General features: G+C 69.3%; 18 protein-coding genes. 10 read left to right on the top strand and 8 right to left on the bottom strand.

The annotated features are described in order from the left end of the window. Positions 1-3: 3 nt before the first annotated feature. Positions 4-858 (bottom strand): helix-turn-helix domain-containing protein, encoded by an 855-nt coding sequence (locus tag CW359_RS17640; RefSeq protein WP_105970908.1) that lies wholly within the window; start codon positions 856-858, stop codon positions 4-6. Positions 859-1,022: 164 nt separating this feature from the next. On the opposite strand from CW359_RS17640, the gene CW359_RS17635 reads away from it, so the two are divergent. Together CW359_RS17635 and CW359_RS17630 are read left to right on the top strand one after the other, a co-directional pair. After that, the gene (locus tag CW359_RS17635) at positions 1,023-1,463 is read left to right on the top strand and encodes an ATP-binding protein (protein WP_232838428.1); all 441 of its coding nucleotides are present in this window, start codon (positions 1,023-1,025) and stop codon (positions 1,461-1,463) included. Further along, entirely contained in the window at positions 1,451-1,771 is a 321-nt protein-coding gene (locus CW359_RS17630) for a hypothetical protein (protein WP_105970907.1), read from the top strand. The genes CW359_RS17635 and CW359_RS17630 overlap by 13 nt, the downstream gene beginning before the upstream one ends. 48 nt (positions 1,772-1,819) lie before the next feature. Here the strand turns inward: CW359_RS17630 and CW359_RS17625 are convergent, their stop codons facing one another. Next, positions 1,820-2,230: a winged helix-turn-helix transcriptional regulator gene (locus tag CW359_RS17625; protein WP_105970906.1), complete on the bottom strand. Its 411-nt coding sequence runs from the start codon at positions 2,228-2,230 to the stop codon at positions 1,820-1,822. Positions 2,231-2,310: 80 nt separating this feature from the next. Here CW359_RS17625 and CW359_RS17620 point away from each other — a divergent pair, with 80 nt between their 5' ends. From CW359_RS17620 to CW359_RS17605, 4 genes are all read left to right on the top strand, one after another. Then, positions 2,311-3,792 carry an MFS transporter gene (locus tag CW359_RS17620; RefSeq protein WP_232838427.1) on the top strand — a complete coding sequence of 494 codons (1,482 nt, stop codon included), beginning with the start codon at positions 2,311-2,313 and terminating at the stop codon, positions 3,790-3,792. 133 nt (positions 3,793-3,925) lie between these two features. Then, complete coding sequence (locus CW359_RS17615; protein ID WP_105970905.1) at positions 3,926-4,267, top strand: hypothetical protein; 342 nt, start codon at positions 3,926-3,928, stop codon at positions 4,265-4,267. Positions 4,268-4,518: 251 nt separating this feature from the next. Then, positions 4,519-5,820: an acyltransferase family protein gene (locus CW359_RS17610; protein ID WP_332874981.1), complete on the top strand. Its 1,302-nt coding sequence runs from the start codon at positions 4,519-4,521 to the stop codon at positions 5,818-5,820. Between the two features lie 195 nt (positions 5,821-6,015). Continuing rightward, a complete protein-coding gene (locus tag CW359_RS17605) occupies positions 6,016-7,464 on the top strand; it encodes a YyaL domain-containing protein (RefSeq protein WP_105970904.1) in 1,449 nt (482 codons plus the stop codon). A 189-nt stretch (positions 7,465-7,653) separates the two neighbouring features. On the opposite strand, the gene CW359_RS17600 is transcribed toward CW359_RS17605, so the two are convergent. The 3 genes from CW359_RS17600 to CW359_RS17590 all read right to left on the bottom strand — a co-directional run bounded on the left by CW359_RS17600 (position 7,654) and on the right by CW359_RS17590 (position 14,787). Then, complete coding sequence (locus CW359_RS17600) at positions 7,654-9,258, bottom strand: hypothetical protein (RefSeq protein ID WP_105970903.1); 1,605 nt, start codon at positions 9,256-9,258, stop codon at positions 7,654-7,656. 44 nt (positions 9,259-9,302) lie between these two features. After that, the gene (locus tag CW359_RS45845) at positions 9,303-13,262 is read right to left on the bottom strand and encodes an ACP S-malonyltransferase (RefSeq protein WP_198655255.1); all 3,960 of its coding nucleotides are present in this window, start codon (positions 13,260-13,262) and stop codon (positions 9,303-9,305) included. Positions 13,263-13,578: 316 nt separating this feature from the next. Then, positions 13,579-14,787: an MFS transporter gene (locus CW359_RS17590; protein ID WP_105970902.1), complete on the bottom strand. Its 1,209-nt coding sequence runs from the start codon at positions 14,785-14,787 to the stop codon at positions 13,579-13,581. A 316-nt stretch (positions 14,788-15,103) separates the two neighbouring features. Between CW359_RS17590 and CW359_RS17585 the strand changes: the two genes are divergently transcribed. After that, entirely contained in the window at positions 15,104-15,505 is a 402-nt protein-coding gene (locus CW359_RS17585) for an ArsR/SmtB family transcription factor (RefSeq protein WP_105970901.1), read from the top strand. Here CW359_RS17585 and CW359_RS17580 read toward each other — a convergent pair. Both CW359_RS17580 and CW359_RS17575 read right to left on the bottom strand, forming a co-directional pair. After that, on the bottom strand, positions 15,502-16,170 hold the full coding sequence (locus CW359_RS17580) for a ScbR family autoregulator-binding transcription factor (RefSeq protein WP_105970900.1): 669 nt from the start codon (positions 16,168-16,170) through the stop codon (positions 15,502-15,504). The two genes, CW359_RS17585 and CW359_RS17580, sit on opposite strands and share 4 nt — an antisense overlap. A 155-nt stretch (positions 16,171-16,325) precedes the next feature. Then, positions 16,326-17,057: a response regulator transcription factor gene (locus tag CW359_RS17575; RefSeq protein WP_105970899.1), complete on the bottom strand. Its 732-nt coding sequence runs from the start codon at positions 17,055-17,057 to the stop codon at positions 16,326-16,328. Positions 17,058-17,453: 396 nt separating this feature from the next. Between CW359_RS17575 and CW359_RS17570 the strand changes: the two genes are divergently transcribed. Further along, positions 17,454-18,596: a ScbA/BarX family gamma-butyrolactone biosynthesis protein gene (locus CW359_RS17570; protein ID WP_105970898.1), complete on the top strand. Its 1,143-nt coding sequence runs from the start codon at positions 17,454-17,456 to the stop codon at positions 18,594-18,596. A 541-nt stretch (positions 18,597-19,137) separates the two neighbouring features. On the opposite strand, the gene CW359_RS17565 is transcribed toward CW359_RS17570, so the two are convergent. Next, positions 19,138-20,913, bottom strand: a complete 1,776-nt coding sequence (locus CW359_RS17565) for an FAD-binding dehydrogenase (RefSeq protein ID WP_105970897.1) — start codon at positions 20,911-20,913, stop codon at positions 19,138-19,140. Between the two features lie 264 nt (positions 20,914-21,177). Between CW359_RS17565 and CW359_RS17560 the strand changes: the two genes are divergently transcribed. Both CW359_RS17560 and CW359_RS17555 read left to right on the top strand, forming a co-directional pair. Next, positions 21,178-22,518, top strand: coding sequence for a helix-turn-helix domain-containing protein (locus tag CW359_RS17560; RefSeq protein ID WP_105970896.1), 1,341 nt, complete (start codon positions 21,178-21,180; stop codon positions 22,516-22,518). 115 nt (positions 22,519-22,633) lie between these two features. Continuing rightward, positions 22,634-23,566 (top strand): glycosyltransferase family 2 protein, encoded by a 933-nt coding sequence (locus CW359_RS17555; protein WP_198655254.1) that lies wholly within the window; start codon positions 22,634-22,636, stop codon positions 23,564-23,566. The last annotated feature ends 94 nt before the right edge of the window (positions 23,567-23,660 follow it).

The raw sequence follows: 23,660 nt of genomic DNA, 5'->3' as shown, positions 1-23,660 counted from the left end.
TCCCTAACTGCTCTGCAGTGCGCCCCGGATGAGTCTCGCACTCGCGTCCGGTGTCAGTGCTGACGATCGTAGTAGGTCGTACACATTGGCGTAAGCCGCGAGATCCTCTGCCCCTTCAAGGACCGATGCGCCCCTCAGGTTGTCCAACGCGACGGCTTCCACAGTCGGCTCCGGTTCGAAACTGAAGGTGGAGAAGGCAGAGGTCGAGATCGCCAGCGCTCCTGCGCTGAACGGCAGCACCTGCACCGTGACGTTCTTCCGTTTCCCGATCTCAAGGATCGCGGACAGTTGTTCCCGGTGAACCTCCACGTTCACCAACGGGTGCGCGATGACCGTCTCCCAGAGGATGGCTGTGTATGTCGCTCCGCCGTCCTCGATCTTCGCTTGGCGCCCCTCGCGAACCTTCACCAGTTGGCCAACCCGCTCGGGGGCGATGTAGTTAGGGCTCGCAGCGATGATCGCTTCCGCGTAGGTGGGGGTCTGCAGGAGGCCGGGGACCAGGGACGGCTGCCATTCCCGGATGTGCGTCGCGTCGTCCTCCAGCGCGATGTGATCCAGATAGTCCGGCCGCAGATGCTCCGCGTGTTCGAGCCACCAACCCCGCCGGTGCGACTGCTTGGCCAACCCCTCAAGCCGGTCCTGGACTTCCTGGTCCGTGACGCCGTACGCATCCAGCAGGAGCCGGACGTCGATGACGCGCGCACTCGTGTGGCCGCTCTCAATACGGCTGATCCTGGCCTGACTTGTGGCGATCACCTCGGCAGCCTGCGGCTGATCGAGCTGCGCGGCCTGCCGGTACCTCTTCAGCGCCGAGCCTAGGCGCCTGCTGCGCACGGTCGGCCGTCCCCCTGCGGGCATGAGCCCTCCCTCTTCATCGACGGCCACAGTGCCATAGCGGGCAGCACCGTCGCCTCCGATTCACACGATAGAGGTAATCGACTGCATGTATTCAGTCGTTCTCATTGTGTAGGTCGCGAATGCCTGCCTAGCCTCTCCGTCAAGCACCGTCACAGAGCGCCAACTTGACCGACCGTCAGGGGGACTTCGCCATGCCCGAACCCACCACCTTCCGCATCCCCAAACACCCCAGAAACGTCCCCGAAGCCCGAGTCCAGGTCCGAAAGGTCCTCGCCGACTGGGGCCTGCCCCCCGACCTCGCCGCCGACATCGCCCTCGTCGCAACGGAGTTCGTCACCAACTCCGTACGCCACTGCGAAGTGACCTACTCCCTGGTCGAGATCACCCTCACCCTCGACACCACCCACCTCCTCCTGGAGGTCTCCGACCCCGACAAGGAGAAGCTCCCCGCACCCCGCCCCGCCGCCCAACACGACGAGGACGGACGCGGATTGACGGTCATCGCCGCCCTCACCACCCGCTGGGGATGCGACCTCCGCCGCTACACCAAGTGCTCCTGGGCCACCTTCCCCCTACCGGAAACCGCCCCCGCATGTTCCGGCTGACGGCCCGACTGGCAGCCGTGCTCACCCGCCGCCGAACACCGGATCCACCCGCCGCACCCACTCTCACCACCCACGCACCCCGCACCCCGGACCCGTACGTCTGGACCCTCCCCACCCCCCACCACGCCCGCTGGCGCCGCTGGCACCGACGCAGAAGTCCGACCACCCCGCACCTCCCCGACGAGGACTGCTGGCAGGCACTCGCAATCACCCCGCTCCCGCTCCCACCCCCGCCCTCAGCGAACTGGACGACGACGGACGACGTCGTACGCCCCTACGTCCTGCGGGCCTTCGGCGAGGGCTGGTAACCCCCTGGGTGCAGGCGTACTCAGGTGAGATCACTCATCGCGCTCCGACTACTGGTGTGCCCGGCCCGTTTCTGTCGTCGGTGTGGCCGTGGAGTCGTAGTCGGCGCGGGCCTGGGCGATGGTGCCGCGGTGGCGCTCCGCCCATTCCACGAGGCCGGTGAGGTAGGAGTGCAGCTCTCGTGCCATGGGGGTGAGCCTGTACTCGACCTTCGGCGGCACGGTGGGATGGACGGTCCTCGTCAACAGTCCGTCGCGTTCGAGTCTGCGCAGGTTCAGGGTGAGCATCCGTCGGCTGATGCCTTCGACGGAACGTTCCAGCTCGGTGAACCTGACGGGGCCATGCGCGGCGGCGACCAGGATGCTGATGCTCCACTTGCCCGCGACGTGATCGAGCACCTCGACGAGCGGACACGCCTGGGCGGTGACCTCCTGGGACACATCCGTGTGACTGCGTGACATAAAAGTGCCTCCTTCCTCGGCGCCTCATGGTTACAGAAGATGGCAGCTGTAACAAATAGTTCCCCAAGGGAGGTTCGACCGTGCCCAAGCCCATACCCCTGCCCCGTGCACGGGTGAGTGCGTCGCCGTGGCTGACCGTCATCCTGCTCTGCGTCGGCCAGATGATGATCGTCCTCGACCAGAACATCGTGAATGTGGCGTTGCCCGCAGTGCAGCGCGGCCTCGGAATCTCCTCTGAGAACCTCGTCTGGGTGGTCAACGCCTACGTCATCCCGTTCGGCGGGCTCCTGCTGCTGGCCGGACGGCTCGGTGACCTGATCGGACGGAAGGCCGTCTTCCTCACCGGAATCGTGCTGTTCAGTGCCTCCTCGGTGCTGTGCGGTGTGGCCGCCACGGAGACCGAGCTGATCGCGTCCCGCTTCCTCCAGGGGATCGGTGGGGCGGTCGCCTCCGCCTGCGTACTCGGCATGGTCGCGACCGTGTTCTCCGAACGCCGCAAGCAGGCCCAGGCCATCGCCGCCTACAGCTTCGCCTCCGCGGGCGGCGGCGCGGTCGGGCCACTGCTCGGCGGCGTCCTCACCGATCTGCTCAGCTGGCACTGGATCTTCTTCATCAACGCACCGATCGGTGCCGCCCTCGTCCTGGTCGGTGTGCGAGCGCTCCCCGGGGACCGTGGCGAGGGGATGGGCAAGGGCACCGACTTCCTGGGAGCCCTGCTGGTCATGGCAGGCATGATGCTCTTGGTGTACACCGTGGTGGACGCCGAGCGGGTCGGCTGGGCAGCGGCGCAGACCCTGCTGCTGGGCCCGGTCTCCCTCTTGTTGCTGATCGGGTTCGTCGTCCGCCAGGCCACGGCCGCCGCGCCGTTGCTGCCGCCGAGGATCTTCCGCTCGCGGAGCCTGACCGCGGCCAACATCGTCCAGTTCCTGATGATCGCCGGAATGTTCGGCCTGCTGTTCTTCGGCACGCTCTACCTGCAGCGCGTGCTGAGGTACGGCTCGCTGCGGGCCGGTATCGGGTTCGTGCCCATCGCCGTGGTGATCGCGGTGGTGTCCCTCGGGTTCTCGACCCGGCTCATCACCAGGTTCGGCCAACGCACGATGCTCCTCCTGGGGCTCGCCCTCATCTCCGGGGCGTTCGTGATGCTGTCGTTCGCCCGCGCCGACGGTGCCTACCCGGTGGACTTCCTGCCGGCCAGTCTCGTCATGGGGCTGGGCTTCGGCCTGGCCGCGCCCGCCGCCATGGGGCTGGGCATGTCTGCCGTCACGCCGGCCGACGCCGGCATCGCTTCCGGGCTGTTCAACACCACCCAGCAGATCGGCGGCGCCATGGGCCTGACCGTGCTGAGCGCCCTGGTCAGCGCGCGTACGGACAGCCTCACCGCGGCAGGGAGGACCGAGGCCGAATCACTGGTCGGCGGCTACCACGCGGCCTTCCTGGCCGCTGCCGGATTCACGCTGGCGGCCTTGATCGTCGGTGCCTGCCTGCTCAAGACCACGCCGTCCGTGGTCGTGGGGCAACAAGGCGTGTCGTCGGCTGAACAGAACACCCCGGTCCCCTGAGCGGCAACGTCACCCGGCGCAGCGCGGTGTCTGGGGGAGGACGGCCGTGGAGGGCGGGCGAGACGACGGATCATGAGAGTGGTCGTCCACGCGAGTACGGTCGGCAAGGACAACGACGGGGGAGTGGACCGGGATGGCCTTCGACGGACAGACCTGGCGCCTTGAGCGCGACGAGCGGCTGCTCGGTGAGATCGTGATCGAGGACGCCGACTTCCCCTGGCTGAGCGGCCGGTTCGTGCCCCAGGCGGCGTTTGCCGAGGTCGAGGCATGGTTCGTCGAGTCGCTCGCGCTCATGGAGGCGGAGGAGTACGGGAGGTTCGACGTCGCGTACGACCGCATCGCCCGCGCCCTCACCCTCGTCTCCCCCGAAGGCCCCGTCGCGGAGTTCCTCCTGCACATCGAGGGCGACCAGGCCTGGTTCCGCTGGAGCGACGAGCCCTTCGACGAGCCCTTCGACGAGGACGACGAACCGTAAGCCTTCCGCCCTCACCCCCAAGATCAACAGGAACAAAACCTTCCACATCCTGTCGAAAGCAGACCCCTTCCGCTCTACAACCGTCGATCCCCCTCAGAAGTCTCTGTGCGTGAACCATGAGGTTCTACGGTGTTCGCGGGTTTGCCGTGACTGCCGCTGGGCAAGCGCTCGCCGTTCCGCAGTCGGCCGCCGCTGCCGCCTTCGGGGCGCAGCCGGTCATACGCGAGCGGGCTTTCCGATGGGGGAACGAAGTGTCGATGCAGGGCGCGGACAGCGGTCCGCCGTTGCGGGGGCGGGTACTGGGCGGGATGCAGAAGGTGATCCCCTCGCCCCGGCAACCCCTTCCGGCCGCCAAGGCCGAGCCGTTGCCCGGCCTCGCCGGTTCCGCCGGTTCCGCAGGCCCCACCGGTACCGGCGGTACCGGCGGAGCGACCCGCAAGCCCACCCGGCCGACCGCCAAGCACGCCGCGATACGAGGCCGCGGCGACCACCGCCTCTACGCCGTCGACGGACTCCGCCTGCTCGCCGCGCTCGTCGTCGCCCTGCACCACTACGCCGGAACCTGGCGGGTCAACCAGCCGGACAACCTCATCTGGGGTCAGCCGGTGTCCGACATCATGCCGAACTGGTTCCGGATCTCCGCGTACGGCTGGATCGGCGTCGAGATCTTCTTCGTGGTCAGTGGCTTCGTGATCTGTATGTCGTGCTGGGGCCGTACCCCGCGGCAGTTCTTCACCTCCCGCGTGATCCGGCTCTACCCGGCGTACTGGTTCTCCATCATCTTCACCACCGCCGTCGTGGTGGCCCTGCCCGGGGTGTGGGAGCGGAAGCAGGGGCGCGAGATTCTGCTCAACTTCACCATGCTGCAAGGGGGTTCGGGTGTGTCGAACGTCGACCTCGTGTACTGGACCCTCTGGTCGGAGCTGCGTTTCTACCTGCTCTTCATGGCGGTTGTCGTCACGGGGCTGACGTACCGCAAGGTCGTGGTGTTCTGCTGCCTCTGGGGCGCCGCCGCCATGATTGCCCCGGCCGCGGGCTTCCATGTCCTAACCTTGATCGTCAACCCTGAGGGTGCCTGGTACTTCATCGCGGGCCTGGCCCTCTACCTGATGCACCGCTTCGGCCAGGACCTGTTGCTCTGGGGCATCGTCGCCATGGCCTGGCTGATGGGACAGCTGGAACTCGGGCATCGCATCGACACGGTCGAAAAAGTCTCCAGCTGGCGCGGCAGCGTACTGATCTTCACCGTGTTCCTGCTGGTCATGGTCGCCATCGCGCTCGGCTACACCGACCGCATCCGCTGGAAGTGGCTGGTCACGGCCGGTGCGCTGACCTACCCGTTCTATCTGATGCACTACCTCGTCGGTACGACGATCATCAACCGCCTGCGCGACACCATGGACGCCCGGCTCCTGGTCGTCTCGGTGATCGCCGGTTTCCTCGTACTCAGCTGGCTGGTCCACAAGTTCGTCGAGGCCCCCCTCGCCCGCCTGATGAAACGCGGCCTGGACACCTCCTTCGCCCGCCTCCGCAACGCCTCCTCGATGTCCTGACCTGCCGCATCCGTCGGCCTCCCCCCACTTCCCCCTGGTACGGAAACCCCGGGTCACCCTCCTGTCCCGGGGTTTCTCCCTGTTCACGGCCAGGTCAACCCACCTGCACTGCAAGGACGTTGACCCGTCCCGGGCGTACCAGCAGAATGAGCCCGCGCGTTCATGAGAGCGCTCTCAAACCGGCAGAGGAGACCCATGAACGACGACGCCTCCGGTGCACAGCACCCCCAACCCCCCTTCCTCAGTAGCCGCCGCCACCCCGCCCTCAGCCGCCGCACACTCCTCGGCGCCGCCGCGCTGACGGCAGCGGCTGCCGGAGCCGGAGTAGCCCACGCGGACGCCAAATCCCCCTCGCCCACGGGGAGTTCAGCCCAGCGCCGGGCCCACAGCTTCCTCGGCGCCGCCATGGACGCCTACCCCGACCACGGCGACATCCGGCTCACCCAGAGCTACACCGACCAGGCGGGCCTGTTCAGCACGGCGTTCACCTACGACAACGCCCTCGCGATCCTCGCCCACCTCGCCGTCCGTACGGAGGCGGGCCGGACCCGGGCCGTCGCCCTCGGGGACGCTCTCCTGTACGCCCAGGCCCACGACCCGGCGTACGACGACGGCAGGCTCCGGCAGGCCTACAACGTCGGGCCGTACGTCTTCTTCGACGGCGTCCCCCAGCCCGACGGCTTCGTACGCGCCGACGGCACCGCCAACGTCGGCACCCAGTTCGGCTTCACCGGCACCGCCGTGGGCGACATGGCCTGGGCCGGTATCGCGCTCAGCGCCCTCGCCCGCCGCACCGGCAAGCGCCGCTTCCTCGACGGCGCCGTCCGCATCGGCAACTGGATCGAGACGAACGCGAGCACCGAACAGCCCCTCGGCGGCTACAAGTTCGGCGTCGACGGCGCCAACCAGAAGCTCCCCTTCAGCTCGACCGAGCACAACACCGACCTGGTCTGCCTCTTCGGACGCCTCGCCCAGCTCACCGGTGACCCGGCGTGGCGCGAACGGCGGGCGACAGCACGGGCGTTCGTGGTGAGGATGTGGCAGCCCACCACCGGCTCAGGGAGCCGGAAGGGCGGCTTCTTCTACACGGGCACCAACGACGGCGTCACCGTCAACAAGTCCCCGATCCCCGAGGACACCCAGACCTGGACCCACCTCGCCCTCAACTCCCCCCGCTACTCGGCCTCGTTGGACTGGGCCGCCACCGAACTGGCCGTCCTCGACCGCGCCGACCGCACCAACAGCACGGTCCCCGCAGGCCAGTCGTACGAGGGAGTCACCTTCAGCTCCGCGAGCCTGGTGGCCAACGAGGACGCGCCCATTGCCGAGTTCCAGCCCAAGCCGGACCGCAACGGCGTCTGGTTCGAGGGGACCGCGCACCTCGCCCTCGCCCTCCGCGACCGCGCGGGCCACGGCGACGAGGCCCGCGCCCACCGCCTGATCGCCAGCATCGAACGGGCCCAGGAACTCCTCGGCACCGCCCAGACCGTCGGCAGCCGCACCCTGCCCGAACGCGCCGGCGTCGTCTCGGCGAGCAGCCCCCTCGACACCGGCTTCGGCTTCGGCTACTACCCGTACCGCCACACGGGCGCGACGGCCTGGTACCTGCTGGCGGCCACCCGCACGAACCCCCTCAGCGCCTAGGCCCTGTCGTCAAATTCCCGCCTGCTCCGCGACGCCCGGCACGCCCTCTCGCCGCACCGGGCACAAGCCCACGTACAACCCAGTACGAGGGCTTGCACCCGGCACGCCGAGAGCACGCACCGGACGCCGCGGAGCCGCCCTACGGGCGACGACGGGAATTTGACGACAGGACCTAGGGCCTGTCCGGGGTCAGTTCCCCGCTGACCTGAACGACCTGAACGCGCCCTGGAACAAGGGGGTTTCACCCCGAGCCGTCCCGCGCATCCGCAGTGCGTAGCTCACCAGGGCGTGGTTCAGCATGTACAGCCGATGCTCCTCCTGGCCGCCCTCCGACAACCGCTCGACCACCCAGGCCAGGGGAGCCGCCCCGCCGTACGCCTCCCGGGGCTCGAACAGAAGCCGCGCGGCCCCGATCTCCCCCAGCACGTTCAGCGTGTACGCGAACGGATACGGCCGGTTGACCCGGTCGTCGTCCGTGCGGTCGAGGTCGGGGAAGCCGTCCACCAGCCGGTCCAGCGTGTCCGCGCCGATCAGATCCATGCGGCCCGTGAGCATCGCCGTCTGGATGATGTACGCGTACGAGATGCCGTTGAGGAAGTAGTTCGCCCCGGGATCGATGTGCTCCCACTGGCCCACGATCTCCTCGACCAGACCGTCCAGGTCCGGCACCTGCTCATCCAGCCGCCCGAGGTTGTGCAGGGCGACGATGTAGTACAGGCCCATATGGGTGCGCTCGACGGGAGTGATCCGGGCCAGCAGCTCCTTCGCCTGCGCCAACCGGTCCCGGCCGTACGTCAGATACTCCTCCGGACGGTCGGTCAGGGAGATCGCGTTGAGCATCGTGAGCAGCGGATAGATCTCCGTGAAGGCCTCCGACATGGGCTGCGGAAAGGCCGGCGGCAGGTTCAACTCACCTGCCCGGTCAAGGTAGTCGAGCACCTCCTTCACATGGTCCCGACCGCTGTTCTCCCGACCACCCTTCTCCCGATCTCCATGCTCCCGACCCCCGTCACCACCCTCGCCGGAAATGGCCCGCCCGTGCCCGAGCAGCGCCACCACCGACAGCAGCATCGCCCCGCCCCGCCCCCGGAAGAACGGCGCCGGGATCTTCTCCAACAGGTCGAGGGCTTCCCGGACATGGTTCCGGCGCCCGAGCACCAGCCGGTCCCTGAGCCCGAGTTGGCCGATCGCGAGGAACACGGCAGTGGACGCGGACAGCTTCTCGTAGTGGCCGTGCCGCCCGGCGTTCTCGTCCTTGATCCGGTCCGGCTCGATCGTGTCGACGACGGCCAGCATCTCCGCCGGAAAGTCGATACCGGTCCCAGAGACCTTCTCCCCGATCCCCCCGATCCCCTCGTTCCCCTCGTTCCCTCCGTTCACCAACAGGCTTCTGTCCAGGCCGAGTTTGGCGACCGCGTCCATCAGGACGCACCCTGCCATGAGCCGGAAGTACGGGTTCTCCTCGGCCCGTACGGCGTCCAGCACCGGCCCGAGCCGCAGCTCCAGTTCGGCCCGGCGCAGCGGACGGTCCGGGTCGACGGCGTCGAGCACGAACTCCGAGAGCAGCCGCGAGAACCGGGCGTACGCGCTCCGCTCGACGCCCTTCGCGGCCAGTAGCGCGAACGCCTGCCGGATCTGGGCGGCGGCCTGGGCGTCGTACGGGATCGGGTACTGCCCGAGCCCGATCCCGCGCACCATCCGGCTCCACGGGGTCGCCATCACCCGCGTCTCGTTGGCCAGGTGACGCAGGCCGTGCACAGGAACAGGGAACAGGGGAAGGGAAGTTGAAGTCATGAGAAGGGTGCCCTCCTACCGGTGTCAGTGGTGATCGGCGACGGTCAGTGCTGCTCCGGGCGGTACGGCAGCGGCGGCACCCGGAGTCCCAGGAACTCGGTCCGCGTGCCCTCCAGCATCTCCAGCGCCCAGTTCAGCCACTTGACGCCCTCGCAGTAGATGGCGACCGGGCGGCGCTGGGTCCGGTAGGTGTCCAGGAGGGTGCCGTCCAGCTCCTGCTGGAAGTGGAAGGGCGGCATCGCGGTGAAGTGCTGGCCCATCATGAAGACGAACCGGACCAGCCAGTACGGGTCGTCGCGCAGGAACGCGGAGTCGGGATCGTCCAGCCCGAGCGCGGCCGTCATCACCGGCGCGAACCAGTCCTCCATGCCCTGGGGCGAGTTGGCGTCGACCGTGCCACCACCGGCCACCACATCCCGTACCCGATAGGCCCGTTGGTACGGATTCCCGTCGAAGAAGGAGATGTCGACGCGCGGGGGAGCACCCTCGTCGATCCTCACGTCCATTGTGAACTGCTCGAAGTGGATCTCGTCGTAGTGGCCGATGGAGTTGTGCCAGGGCTTGTTGTCGTACATGGCGTCGTCGCGGGTGTCCCGGCCCTCGCCCTTGAAGCCGATCGCGCGCGGGTCAAGGAACTTGATGCCCAGCGCCTCGGCGGTGATCGCGTCGAGCGCCGCCCGCACCCGCTCCTCGGCCGCTCCCGTCTCGATCAACCGCTGGGCGTGCAGCAGGGGTTCGCTGTTGGTGATCTTGATGTTCTCGGTGTTCGTGTCGCCCATGACCAGCGAGTGGAAGGCCGGTTCGAGGACCTCCAGGAACTCGGGCGCCGACCGGAAACGCGCGAGCAGGGCACGGGAGTTGAGGTAGGAGACGCCGTTGACGACGATCCGATCGGTGTCCAGGAGTGCCGAGTTGAAGGTGAGCGGTGCCGTGCGGCGGCACAGGGCGAGCCGGTCCTCGATCTTCCGGAAGTACGAGATGTCGAGCGTCTCGCCGGGCGCCGCGACCCGCCCGACGCTGTGCACGTTCTCGTACAGCACCCGGATGATCTGCTCGTAGAGCCGGGCGACGACGGCCGGCGGGGGAGTGTGCTTCTCGACGAACCGGCTGACCTCGTCCCCGGCCACGTAACTCATCTCGTAGATGACCTCGCGCCCGACGGAAGCCACCGCACCCACCGCACCCACCGCGCTCACCGCGCTCACCGCGCCCGTCGTGCCGCCGACCGGGACCTCGCGCTCCAACACGTCGTAGACCTCGGGGAAGTAGTCGCGCACCGGGGCGGGCAGCGACTGGAGGAACTCCGCCTGCTTGGCGGCCTTCGCGAACGGCGGGAGCATCACGCCGTCGCCGTCCGGGTGCCAACGCGCGGTCGTCAGAGCCTCGCTGAGGATCTTGCGGACCGTGATCCGCTCCTCGCCCGCCTTCCTGACGAAGATCGTCATGGACTCGCTGCCACCCTTGCCGAAGTTGACGATCGCCTCGTCGATGTGGGTGTAGGCGTAGACCGTGCTGGAGAGGAGGCGGCGGCTGCGGGCGTTGTGCAGGACGCGCTCGTTCTCCTCGGTGAGCGCGAGGACGCACGCCGACTCGAAGTCGTCCAGGGCCGGGTTGAGCCGCCGCTTCCACGACTCGGCGGGCTCCGTGATCCGGACGAGCCGGGCGTCGTACCGCCCGGTGTCGAGGCCCGCGCGATCGGTCGGAAGGTCCGAACCCAGCGCCAGGATCTGACAGTTGCCGTTGAGATGGATCCGCCGGGCGTCGCCGCCGCGCAGCGCGCCGGACAGCAGGACCGCCCGGGTCGCGTCCTGGAGATCCTTCCGCGACTGCACCGGCACGCCCTCCGGCGAGACGAGCGGTATCTCGGCGTCGCCGAGCCGGTCGAGCATCCCGTCCGGGAACTCGCCCCGAGCATGGGCGTCATACGCGGGCTGGGCCTCGTACGCCTCATACAGAACGACCGCGTCGGCGGGCGAGATCGCCCCGGCGACAGCCAGCGCGACCAGCCACCCGAGCGCGTCGCCGCCTTCGAGATAGTGGTCGCTCTGTGCGAACAGAGCGGGCCGGTGCTGCACCAACGCGTCGAACAGCAGGTACTGGTAGACGACCCGATGCCCGATCCGCGGCACCGCGTCCGAGTCGGAGCCGTCGAGCCGACCGCCCCCACCGCCCCCACCGACCCGGCCGAGCCGGTCCCGGTGCAGCCCTTCGAGCAGCTGGTTGTACGTCTGCAACGCCGTCGGCTGGGTGTCGAGGAGCAGCCGGGTACGGCGGGCCATCGTCTCGGCGTCCACGCCCGCGAGCCCGTCGAAGTGGAAGACGACCACCTCGGGGCGGTCGGTGCCGACCGTCCGCGTAGTGGCCCGCCCGCCCTGGTCGAGCACCTTCAGCTCGACGGCCGCCCGCCCCAGCAGCTCGGGATCCTCGTCCACCGCACCCGTGATCCGCTTCTTCAGCCGCGCCTTGACGACGAGTTCGCCCCGGCCGACGGCGATGTGCTCCCGGTGGTTGCGCGTGTGCTGGAAGGTTTCGAGGAACGCGTAGAACGCCGCCGACCCCTCCCGCACCGGCCGCAGCATCTCCGCCGTGATGACGCGGCCGAGGGTGCGCGAGAAGTAGTCGTCGCAGAACTCGCTCCGCTCGGCGAGCCGGAACAGCTCCCGCAGGATGTCGTACGGCGCCTCGGTCCGGGTCTCCGTCCCCCGGCCGTCCGCCGCGTACAGCCGCTCCAGCGCCGCCATCAGCCCGTCCACGACGGTCACGGCCCGCAGGAACGTTTCGGTGTCCTCCTCGGTGCCCGTGTACGCCAGCACCGGAGCGGCGAGGTCGTTGTCCTTCAGCAGCTGTACGGACTTGGCGCCCGGGCCGAGTTCCAGGACCACGTCGGTGTCGAGGCCGCCGAGGATCTCGCAGGTGTCCCGGGACGCCATGACCTGGTCCGTCATGGCCAGCACCCCGCGCCTGACCCCGGCGGCGGTGGTGAGGAGGGACGCGTCGTGGTTGGAGACCACGGGGACCCGGGGTTCCCCGAAGCGGATGCGGTTGACGTCGAGGAAACGTTCCAGCGCGTGCCGGGCGGGGCGCATCCGGGAGGAGTGGGCCAGGAAGACGGTCGGGTCCTTCAGCTCCTCGGTGGCGATGTGCGGATACGCGGCCATGAACCGGTCGAAGCCGGCCTTGACGCCGGTACGGACGTACAGATTGGCCTGTGTCGGCGAGTACGCCTTGTGCAGCTCGACGTCCCGGGCCGGGTACGAGCCCCGGATCTCGTCGAGCACGGTCGCGAGCGCGTCGGGCGTCCGGGCCCGCACCGCCAGCACGTGCGAGGGCTCCGGGACTAGCGGCGTACGGCGGACGGACTCGGGGAGGTACCAGGCGATGGCGCGGGCGAAGGGGTCGTCGTAGGAAGGGGTGTTGTGCGGGGGCTCGTCGTACGAGGGTCCGGTCTGCGAAGGCCCGGTGTACGAGGGTCCGTTGTGCGAAGGCCCGGTGTACGCGGGGTCCCTCGCGTCGGCCGTGGGGACCGCGCCCGCTGCCAGCAGCATCAGTGGGGTGAACGCCTGTGCGATCTTGACGCCGTCGAACACCGACAGGGAGCCGCTCGCCACGGCCGCCGTCAGGATGCCGAAGCTCTCGCCGGTGTAGGCGACCAGGCCGACCGGCGTGCCGCGCTCGTCGATGCGGTCGCGCAGGAAGGCGTCCAGGGCCAGGCTGTGCACCAGCAGGGCGGCGCCGATGAACCCCTGCCGTTCGAGCGCTCCGCCGGGCAGGTTCTCGGCGGTCGGGAGCAGCCGTTCGGGGTGGCCGGGCACGCCCAGGGCGCGGGCGGCCTCCTCGTAGAGAGCGGTGATCTCGGGGACGCCCGCGTCGAGCAGGGTCCGGCCTAGGTTCTGGTAGGCGGCGCGGCTGCCGAGGCCGGGGAAGAAACCGGCGACGCGGACGCGGTCCTTGGTGCGGACGTCTTCGACGGGGCTGGGCGCGGTGGGGGTCAGGGAGCGGGGCACGAGTATCGCCTTCTCTGGTCGGGCGTCGGAAACGCGCTCGCCTTTGGGCGCGGAGGCGGCCGGAAAATTCGTCAACGGCTCACCCGAGAAATTCTGTCCACCCGCCAAATCGTTTTCAACGATTTCCTGTTCAGGCTTCTACATGTCTTTACAGGTAGTGTCAGAGGAACGTCAGAGGAGTGTCATGTGCACTGGTCGAAGCGCTGCGGGAGCACGAGAAAGGGCCGGAAGACCGTAAAGGTCTCCCGGCCCTGCCGAATTCTGCGAGATTCTCCGAGACAGTGCGAGCTATTACCGGCGTACGCGGAAAAGAATTCTACTGAACGCCTGCTTCCACATTCTCCGCCCGAGGCGCGACCGCCGGAGAGGCGACCCGATTCGCCGCGGAACCGCCGCCCAGCGACCCGGCGACCGCGACCCCGAGCCCCGCGAGCGCGAGTGAGGCGCCGACCCACAGCGGGGAGACGAAGCCGTACCCGGCGGCGAGGGTGAGGCCGCCGATCCAGGCGCCGAGGGCGTTGCCGACGTTGAAGGCGGCGATGTTGGCGCCGGAGGCCATGGTCGGCGCGTCCGAGGCGTACTTCATGGCGCGGGCCTGGAGGCCGGGCGCCGCGGAGAGGCCGATGGCGCCCATCAGCAGCAGGGCGACGATCGTGGCGATCTTGTTCTCGGCGGTGAGGGCGAACAGGGCCATGACGACGGTGAGGCCGGCCATGATGCTGATCAGCGAGGTGTTGAGGGACTTGTCGGCCGCCTTGCCGCCGAAGAAGTTGCCGATGAACGTACCGGCGCCGAACAGGACGAGCAGCCACGGCACCGCGCTGTCGGAGAACCCGCTGACGTCGGTGAGCGTGAACGCGATGTAGGTGTAGCCGCCGATGACGCCACCGAAGGCGAGGATGCTCAGCGCGATGGAGACCCAGACCTGACCGCGCCGGAAGACGGCGAGTTCGGTGCGCAGGTCGGTCGGCGCGGACGCGGTGCCGCGCGGCACCAGGGCCTGGATGCCGGTCAGGGTGACGACGCCCAGGATCGTGATCGCCCAGAAGGTCGAGCGCCAGCCGAGCTGCTGGCCCAGGAAGGTGCCGAGCGGCACACCGAGCACATTGGCAGCCGTCAGCCCGCCGAACATCAGGGCGATGGCGCTGCCCTTCTTGTTCTCGGCGACCATGTCGGAGGCGACGACCGCGCCGACGCTGAAGAAGGCGCCGTGGCAGAGGGCCGCGACGACGCGGCCGACCATGAGCAGCGAGTAGGTCGGGGCGACCGCGGAGATCAGGTTGCCGACGATGAACAGGGTCATCAGGCCGACGAGAACCTTCTTGCGGTCGAACCGGGCGATGGCTGCGGTGAGCCCGAGCGCGCCGATCGCGACGCTCAGTGCGTAGCCGGAGACCAGGTACCCGGCCACGGACTCGGAGACGCCGAAATCGTCTGCCACCTCGGGCAGCAGTCCTACGATCCCGAACTCCGTGAGGCCGATACCGAAGCCCCCCAGAGCCAGGGCGATTAGCCCGACAGGCATGAGAAAACCCTCCGTTGCGATGAAGCGCTGATGAAGCGAAGCTCGAACGCATCGAAGTATCGCAGAACCTCGATATGAACTGTCAAGCCCGCCTGGAACGGCTTCCGTTGCTGGTGGGAGGGGTGCGGCGGGGGCCGGGGGAGTCCCGTCGCAGGTCAGAGGGTACCCGTCGATCGGGTGACGTATCGCTTATCATCGATGAATAATCAGTGCGCACGGAGAGGCCCCGGATCAGTCCCGTGTCATCCCCGTGTCAGCTCTGTATCGGCCCCGCACCCGCCGCCCTGCGCCCGTCTCGGAAGGCTCATGACGACTCATGACGACTCACGACATGCCCACGACGGGCGACCTCACCGCGCTGCTTGAGCCCCTCAAGGCGCTCGCCAACCCGGTGCGTCTCCAGGTGCTGCAGTGGCTGCGCGACCCCGAGGACCACTTCCCGGTCAACCCGGAGGTCACCGACCCGCGCCGGGTCGGTGTCTGCGTCAGCCACATCCAGGCCAAGACAGGACTGGCCCAGTCCACCGTCTCCGCCTACATGGCCACGCTCGAACGCGCGGGCCTCGTCCGCTCCACCCGCGTCGGCAAGTGGACCCACTACCGGCGCGACGAGGAGCACATCGCGTGGCTGGTCGAGGAGTTGCGCGGCGGAGTAGGAAGCGCAGGAGGCGCGGGCGATACGGCGGAGGGCCTGGACCTGCTGGAAACGGTCTCCTAGTCCGCCGTTCCCGTCACTTCGGTCGCTGTCGCTGTCGCTGCTGCTGCGGGCTCGGGCGGCGGGGGCGGAGGAGTCGTACGCAGCCGGGGCAGTATCCCTGGCGCCGCGAGCCCGGACAGGACGAGACGCCACAGGGCTGTTATCCGCGCGGGCAGATCCTGCCGGTTGCTGTACGCCTGGGACATCACCTGGAGCCCGGTGAACGCGCCGACCACGGTGGACGCGACCTCGGGAATGTCGGTCCCCGGCAGCAGTTCGCCCTGCTTGTCGGCCTGCCGCAGCAGATCCTCGATCACCGTGATCGCCTGGTTGTACGGGGTCTGCGCGGGCGGCGCGAAGGACGACTGCTCCACCGCCAGCCGTACGCTCGCCCGCAGCACCGAGTCGTACTGGAGCCGCTGGGCGAAGCCGAGGGTCAGGTCGATGACCGACTGGAGCTTCATCGGCTGGTCCGGCACGACCAGGGCCTCGCCCTGCGCCTCAAGGAGCGCGGTGGCGATCGCCTCCTTGGAGGGGAAGTGGTGGTAGAGGGCGCCCCGGGTGAGGCCGGCCCGGGCGAGGATCTCGTTCGTACTGGCCGCGTCGAACCCGCGCTCGCCGAACACGCCCGCTGCGGCCTCCAGGATCGAGCGCTTCGACCTGATGCCTCGCTCCTGCTGGGCCATCCTCGGTCCTCGCATCCCATGCTCGGAAAAAATACAAACCGGTCTGCATTGTATGCGGACCGGTTGCAGTGGGGAATGCCGAAGTCCGTTTGACTCCCAGGCCACGAACGGCCGTCGGGGCACCAAGTGTGCAACCGAATATGCGAAAGGCATGCTCACGGATGCCCGAGGCGGAAACCGACCCCGCGCACCGTCACGATCCAGTTGCTGGAGCCGAGTTTGCCGCGAAGGCTGCTGACGTGCGTGTCGATGGTGCGGCCCCGGTGCGACCAGTCGTCGTCCCAGACCTGGCTCATCAACTGCCGCCGGGACAGGGTGGTGTCGGGCCGGGAGGCGAGCAGGTGCAGCAGGTCGAACTCCTTGGGCGTCAGCTCCACCCGCCTTCCCTCCAGCAGGAGTTCACGGATCCGGGCGTCGATGCGCAGCGGCCCGTACGTGATGACCTCCTGCGGCGCCGACGTCCGCCGCGGCCGGGCCCGGCGCATCACCGCCTCCATCCGGGCGAGCAACTCCCGCAGCCCGTAAGGCTTCACGACGTAGTCGTCGGAGCCGGCCTGGAGGCCGAGTACGCGGTCCAGTTCGGCGCCGCGGGTGGTCACGGTGATGATCGGGACGTCGGCGACCGCCCGGATCCGGCGGCACACCTCCAGCCCGTCGAGGTCGGGCAGATCGAGGTCGAGCAGGACGAGATCGACACTGTGATGGGCCTGCAGCGCGAGCGCGGCGGTGGGCACACTCCGGGCCAGATGCCCGTACCGGCGCAGTTCCTGCACCAGGGTGTCCGCCGCCTGCGCCTCGCTCTCCACGACGAGCACCCTCAACGCGCCCTGCTGCTCCTGCGGTTGCTCTTGGCGCGGCCTGTCCGAATCCACGACCTGCTGATTCATCGATGCCCTCCTGAGACACGCCACGGCGAACTGGTGAGCGGGTACCGCCAAGGACGGTAACAGGCAACTCGGTCTGTTTGTCAACGAGGTATGGATGGCCGGTACACCCGTCGACTTCGGAACGCGAGGCGGACGGAAGCCCCAAGAAAAGACGGGTGAAACGGACTTATACCCCCGCTTGACCGCACGGATCCCGATCGTCCCCGCGAAGACGAATATGAAAAGTGAACGTAACGCGTGCGTAAACCAAGCGCGTCTGCATGTCTTTAGTAAGGTTTTACTATTGAAACCGACCGACCTGTCTGTATCTTGGTCGCTGTACGCGTCATCAGGGACGGGGGATCCTGACGCGCGGTCCGGCTCGCCCCTGTCCACAAACAGACAGGAGTGCCGAGGATGCCGAGTCCGACCCGAGTGTCCGGGACCGACACCGCCTCGCCGACCGGTTCCCTGCTCACCACCACGGTTCCGCGCGGCTACGTCCACCGCGCCGCAGTGGCGGAGGTGTTCCTCACGGGCTGGGAATCGGCCCCGACCGAGTCCGACTCGTTCATCGTCCATGCCCAACTCCCGCGCGCCCACGCCCTCTTCGCCCCGGCCCACGGCCACCAGGACCCACTGCTCCTGCTGGAGTCGATCCGCCAGGCGGGCACCCTGCTGTCCCACGCGGAGTACGGCGTGCCGTTCGGCCACCAGTTCCTGATGTGGACCCTGTCCTTCGCGGCGACCCCCGCCGCGCTCACCACCGCGGCGACCCCGACGGACATCGAACTCCACACGACCTGCCACGACATAGCCCGCCGGGGCCGGACCATCTCGGGCATGCGCTACGAGGTGTCGGTACGCCGGGACGGGGTGCCGGTGGCTACGGGCGGCGCGAGCTTCGGCGTGACGAGCCCGGCGGTCCACCGCAGACTGCGTGCGGGCCGCCCGACAAGGACGGACGGCGGGCTGCGGCCTCCGGTGCGGCCGGCGGAGGTGGGCCACACGGATCCGGCGAACGTACTGCTGGCGGAGCGGAGCGGCGAGACGGGCAGCCCGGGAGGGGAGGGCCGGAACGCCTGGACGAGCGACCGGGCGACTGACTGGACGAACGGCAGGACGAACGGCAGGACGACCGACCGGACGACCGACCGGACGAACGGCTGGGAACTCCGGGTGGACACGGACCACCCCATCCTCTTCGACCACCCGGTCGACCACATCCCCGGCATGCTGCTGATAGAGGCGTCCCGCCAGGCGGCCCGAGCGGCGACAGGCCGCCCCGACGCCCTCCTCCTGACCCTGAACACCAACTTCACCCGCTACGCCGAACTGGACGCCCCCTGCTGGATAGAGGCCAGGGTCACCCACCCCACGTCCTACGCGACGACCCCACCCCAGGACCTCCGAGTCCAGGTGACCGCGACCCAGCGGGGCGAACGGGTCTTCGCGGCGGACTTGGTACTGCGACAGCCGGGGGAGTTTCCTTCGCCCCCGCCGCCCCTACCCGTCCCATCCCTGGGGGCTGCGCCCCCAGACCCCCGCGTATCGCGCTGAACGCGCTCGTCCTCAATCGCCGGACGGGCTGGATGTGGCGGGGCTGAGTGGGAAAGCTCGCGCTGGCCGCGCTCGCCCTCAGACGCCGGACGGGCCGGGGCGCGGACCGGTGCTCAAAGACCAAGCCCCGGCTTGCACCCTCCGGCCCCGGCCTGCACCCTCTGGCACCAGCCAGCAATCTTCAGCCCCGGCCTGCACGCTTCAGCCCCGCTCGGCAGTCGCAAGCCCCGGCTGCCAGCCTCCAGCTCCGGCCGGCGCCCGGGTCTTTCAGCCCGTCCGGCGTTTGAGGACGAGGCCGTCCAGGCCGATCCACCACCCACCAACCCCCGCCGTACCCACCCACCCCAGGCCCCGGGGCCCCCCCCCCCCCCCCGCCCCCCCCCCCCCCCGGGGGGGGGGGGGGGCGGCCCCCCCCAGGGATGGGAACGGGTAGGGGCGGCGGGGGCGAAAGAAAGCTCGTCCGCCCCGCACCGCCCCTCCCGAAGCTGCCCCGAGCCCGAGCCCGAGCCCAGGCCCAGCCGAGCGCAGCTCAACCCACCCGTCAGGCAGTAGCCGCAGCCGCCGCCCTCCCCGCCTGTCGCCCGGAGAACAGGCACCCCCCGAGGAACGTCCCCTCCAGGGACCGGTACCCGTGGACACCCCCACCGCCGAAGCCCGCGACCTCACCAGCCGCGTACAGCCCGGGAATCGGCGCACCGGCGGCGTCGAGAACCCGTCCCGACAGGTCGGTCTGGAGCCCGCCGAGCGTCTTGCGGGTCAGGATGTTGAGGCGTACCGCGATCAGCGGGCCGGCCGACGAGTCCAGGATCTTGTGCGCCGACGCCGTACGGCTGAGGACGTCACCGGGGTACGACAGCGCGTTGCGGATGCCCATCACCTGCGCGTCCTTGCTGTACGCGTTGTCGATCTCCCGGTCCCGCGCCTCGATCTGCCGCTGCAGCGAGGCCAGGTCGATCAGACTCGTGCCGGTCAGCTTGTTCATGCCCCGGACCAGCTCGGACAGCGTCTCGGAGACGATGAAGTCCTCGCCGTACTTCTTGAACCGCTCCAGCGGCTCCGGCGTCTGCCAGATGCGCGAGAGCAGCATCCAGATGTCCTTGTTCGTCAGGTCCGGGTTCTGCTCGGACCCAGAAAGAGCGAACTCCTTCGCCAGGATCTTCTGCGTCGTCACGAACCACGAGTAGTCGTAACCGCTGCTGGTGATCGACTTCAGCGTGTGCAGGGTGTCGTAACCCGGCATGTCCGGCGCGGAGAACCGCTTGCCGGTCGCGTCGAACCACATCGACGACGGGCCGGGGAGGATCCGGATGCCGTGGTTGGCCCAGATCGGGTCGTAGTTCTTGATGCCCTCGGTGTAGTGCCACATGCGGTCCGGGTTGACGATCCGGCCGCCCGCCTTCTCGGTGATCCCGAGCATCCGCCCGTCCACGTGCGCGGGCACGCCCGTGATCATCGACTTGGGCGCGGTGCCCATCCGGGCCGGCCAGTTGGCGCGTACGAGATCGTGGTTGGCGCCGATACCGCCGGACGTCACGATCACCACCTCGGCGCTCAGCTCGAAGCTGCCGATCACCGTGCGCGAACTGGCCTTGCCACGCGCGGCGGTGCTCGCTTCGAGGATCGCGCCGCGTACGCCGGTGACGGTGCCGTTCGTGCGGATCAGCTCGTCCACGCGGTGGCGGTGCTTGAACGTCACCAGCCCGTCCTCCACCGCGTCCTGCACCTTCTCCACGAACGGCTCCACCACGGCCGGACCCGTGCCCCAGGTGACATGGAAGCGCGGTACGGAGTTGCCGTGGCCGTCCGCGAGACCGCCGCCGCGCTCCGCCCAGCCGACCATCGGGAACCACTGCATACCGAGGCCGGCCAGCCAGGCCCGCTTCTCGCCGGACGCGAAGTCGACGTACGACTCGGCCCACTTGTAGCCCCAGTAGTCCTGGCCGAGCGGGTCCGTGACGCCCCGGTCGAAGCCGGCGGTGCCCAGCCAGTCCTGCCAGGCCAGTTCCTTCGTGTCCTTGACGCCCATCAGGCGCTGCTCGGCGGAGTCGACGAAGAAGAGCCCGCCGAAGGACCAGTACGCCTGGCCGCCGAGGTTGGACACCGGTTCCTGGTCGAGCAGCAGCACCTTGCGGCCCGCGGCGGCGAGTTCGGCCGTGGCGACCAGCCCGGCGAGCCCGTGGCCGACGACGATCGCGTCGGCCGTCGCGGCAGCCGCCGAGGCGGTGAAGGACGTCTGGGTCAGCGCGGTGGCGGCGACCGCGCCGCCGGCCAGGGTCAGTGCCCGGCGGCGGCTGACCGGGTCAGTCAAGTGCTCCATGAGGGTGCCTTCCGGGGGAGGGGCATACGGAGGGTGCGGGTGCGGGTGCTGGTGCAGACGCGGATGCGAGTGAGAGTGTGCGTGCGTGTGCACGGACGCGTGGGGCGTCCGCGCGAAGGGTGTGTTTATGGCGAGCCTGGGGTTACCGTCGGTAGCGCTCAGGGAATCAGGTCGGTACTACTGCGCGGTAGTAGCCGGGAGCCAACGCGTCCGACCCTCCGTTGTGTCCCGGCGACACCGCACCGAAGCGGAAGGGGAAGGCCCATGACGGTCCTCACCGACGCCACCGAACACCCCGAACGCCCTGAACACGAGACGGTCACCGACGTACTGCGGGCGATGGCGGCCGACGCGGAGGTCCAGGGCGAACTGGTACAGGCGGCCCGGACCCACTCCCCGGAGGTGGCCCGCCTGGCCGAGGCGGAGACCCACTGGCACGTGACCGCCATGATCCACGCGGCCGGAGCCTGGCTGGGCAACGCCGACTTCGGTACGGTCGCCGCCGCCCACCCGACAACTCCCCACGCCCCGGCACCCCATATAGAGGACACCGCCGAACACGGCATCGACGCCCAGAACTTCGGCGCTGCCCTGCTGCTCGGTGCCGACCGGGCCACCCAGGGCGTGCCGATGACCGCCGTACTGCGCGGAGTTCAGGCCGCGCACACCCGCGCCGTCGAGATCACCGTCGACCGATGTCGCTCCGCCGGGGTCCCCGACCGCGTGCTGCTCGACGCCGTACTGCGGCTCAAGGAGTACGGCGACGCCCTGCAGCGGCATGTCGTGCACGGGTACCGCGCCGCCGAGTGGGACAACCCCCGGGTGCTCGGCGAGACCCGGGCCCGGCTGCTGCGCCGGCTCCTCGTCGAGGGCGAACCGCCCCCCGCCGCCGAGGAGTTGGCGCGGGCCGGGCTGCGCCAGGATGCCGTACGCCACCTCCTGGTCGCCGACCCGGGCGGCGACCCCGCCCGCACCCGGCGCCTGGCCCACCGGCTCGCCGCCCTGCGCGGCTGCCTCTTCGGCATGCTCGACGGCCGCCTCGTCGGCCTGTACCCACGGCTCCCGGCGGGCGAGCGCATCGACGACGGCGACGGCGGGGGCGAGTGGGCGGGGGAGGGGAGCGGCACCGGGGACGGTGGCGTCGGCGGCGCGTTCGTCGTCGTATCACCGGCCGTCCCGCTGGACGACCTGCGGTCCGCGTACGGCCTCTGCGTCCGCGCCCTCGACCTCGACGGATCGTACGGATACGGACGCCACGGCGTGTACGAACTCACCGAGCTGGCCGCCGAGATCGCCCTCGCCGACCAGCCCCTCCTCGGCTCCTGGCTCAGCGCCCGGCTGCTCGCCGACCTCGACCCCCGGGACGACTTCCACCGTCAGATCGCGTTCACCGCACTGACGTTCCTCGACCATGGTCGCCGCCTCGACCGGACGGCGGCTACCCTGTTCACCCACCCCAACACCGTCCGCTACCGCCTCTCCCGCCTCCAGCAGCTCACCGGTGAATCCCTCACGGACGATCTGTCAGGCATCTCTTCCGGACCACTGGGTACGTTGCACTGGTGGTGGGCGCTGCGGACCTGGCTGGAGTCGGGCACCGGCTGACGGCCGTGTGGGTGCTGAGCCCCGTTAGGGTGTTGTGCAAGGGTGTTATGCAGAAGAGACGTACTTAATGCGTACTTAATACATCCTTACTGTAAACAGATAGCATCCGACCGCGATGGTGTACGTCGGCGGCCGGAACGAGGTGGGTCTGGTGGGTGGCATGACGGTGGAGCCGCGCATCGCGGTGGCCGTGGTGACCATGGGAAACCGGCCCGCCGCGCTGAACGCGCTGCTGGAGTCGATCGCCAAGCAGGACCTGGCCCCCGCCCGCATCGTGCTCGTCGGCAACGGCTGTCCGCTTCCCGAACTCCCCGGTCTCTCCGGCGAGGTCACCACCATCGAACTCGACGAGAACCTCGGCTGTCCGGGTGGCCGCAATGTGGCACTGGCCCGGCTGCGTGAGTTCGGCGACATCGACGTCGTGGTCGACCTCGACGACGACGGCCTCCTCGTCGACCCCGACGTCCTCAGCCGCGTACGGGACCTTTACGCCGGCGACCCCCGCCTCGGCATCGTCGGCTTCCGCATCGCCGACGAGAACGGCGTGACCCAGCGCCGGCACGTCCCCCGCCCCGGCGCGGGCGACCCGATGCTCGGCGGCTACGTCACCCAGTTCCTCGGCGGCGGCCACGCCCTGCGCATGGAGATGCTCGACGAGACCGGCGACTGGCCGGCCGCCTTCTTCTTCGCCCACGAGGAGACCGACCTCGCCTGGCGGGCCGTCGACGCCGACTGGAAGATCCTCTACGAGCCGCGTCTCCTGCTGCGTCACCCCAGCACCTCGCCCGCCCGGCACGCCATCTACCACCGGGTCACCGCCCGCAACCGGGTCTGGCTGGTCCGCCGCAGGCTGCCGCTGCCGCTGATCCCGGTGCACCTCGCCGTATGGATCGCGATCACCGTGCTCCGTGCCCGCTCGACGGCCGCGCTGCGCGCCTGGTTCGGCGGCTTCGCGGAGGGCCTGCGCGAACCGGCGGGCGAGCGCCGCCCGATGAGCTGGCGCACGGTATGGAAGCTGACCCGACTGGGCCGCCCCCCGATTCTCTGAACACAGCCCGTCGGCGAAGGCTTGCGCGATAAGAGGGCCCCGCCCGTCACCTCTGGCGACCGGGGCCCTCTCGCGTACCCGGACCCGGTCGCGA

This window comes from Streptomyces geranii, assembly GCF_002954775.1.
In the GTDB taxonomy this organism is placed as follows: domain Bacteria; phylum Actinomycetota; class Actinomycetes; order Streptomycetales; family Streptomycetaceae; genus Streptomyces; species Streptomyces geranii.
The sequence above is the reverse complement of the archived record's forward strand: the minus strand, read 5'-3'. Positions and strand labels throughout refer to the sequence as shown.

Coding starts and splice junctions, on each gene's coding strand:
- CW359_RS17640 (WP_105970908.1), bottom strand. CDS start 858: ATGCCCGCAGGGGGACGGCCGACCGTGCGCAGCAGGCGCCTAGGCTCG.
- CW359_RS17630 (WP_105970907.1), top strand. CDS start 1,451: ATGTTCCGGCTGACGGCCCGACTGGCAGCCGTGCTCACCCGCCGCCGA.
- CW359_RS17625 (WP_105970906.1), bottom strand. CDS start 2,230: ATGTCACGCAGTCACACGGATGTGTCCCAGGAGGTCACCGCCCAGGCG.
- CW359_RS17615 (WP_105970905.1), top strand. CDS start 3,926: ATGGCCTTCGACGGACAGACCTGGCGCCTTGAGCGCGACGAGCGGCTG.
- CW359_RS17605 (WP_105970904.1), top strand. CDS start 6,016: ATGAACGACGACGCCTCCGGTGCACAGCACCCCCAACCCCCCTTCCTC.
- CW359_RS17600 (WP_105970903.1), bottom strand. CDS start 9,258: ATGACTTCAACTTCCCTTCCCCTGTTCCCTGTTCCTGTGCACGGCCTG.
- CW359_RS17590 (WP_105970902.1), bottom strand. CDS start 14,787: ATGCCTGTCGGGCTAATCGCCCTGGCTCTGGGGGGCTTCGGTATCGGC.
- CW359_RS17585 (WP_105970901.1), top strand. CDS start 15,104: ATGACGACTCACGACATGCCCACGACGGGCGACCTCACCGCGCTGCTT.
- CW359_RS17580 (WP_105970900.1), bottom strand. CDS start 16,170: ATGGCCCAGCAGGAGCGAGGCATCAGGTCGAAGCGCTCGATCCTGGAG.
- CW359_RS17575 (WP_105970899.1), bottom strand. CDS start 17,057: ATGAATCAGCAGGTCGTGGATTCGGACAGGCCGCGCCAAGAGCAACCG.
- CW359_RS17570 (WP_105970898.1), top strand. CDS start 17,454: ATGCCGAGTCCGACCCGAGTGTCCGGGACCGACACCGCCTCGCCGACC.
- CW359_RS17565 (WP_105970897.1), bottom strand. CDS start 20,913: ATGGAGCACTTGACTGACCCGGTCAGCCGCCGCCGGGCACTGACCCTG.
- CW359_RS17560 (WP_105970896.1), top strand. CDS start 21,178: ATGACGGTCCTCACCGACGCCACCGAACACCCCGAACGCCCTGAACAC.
- CW359_RS17555 (WP_198655254.1), top strand. CDS start 22,634: ATGGTGTACGTCGGCGGCCGGAACGAGGTGGGTCTGGTGGGTGGCATG.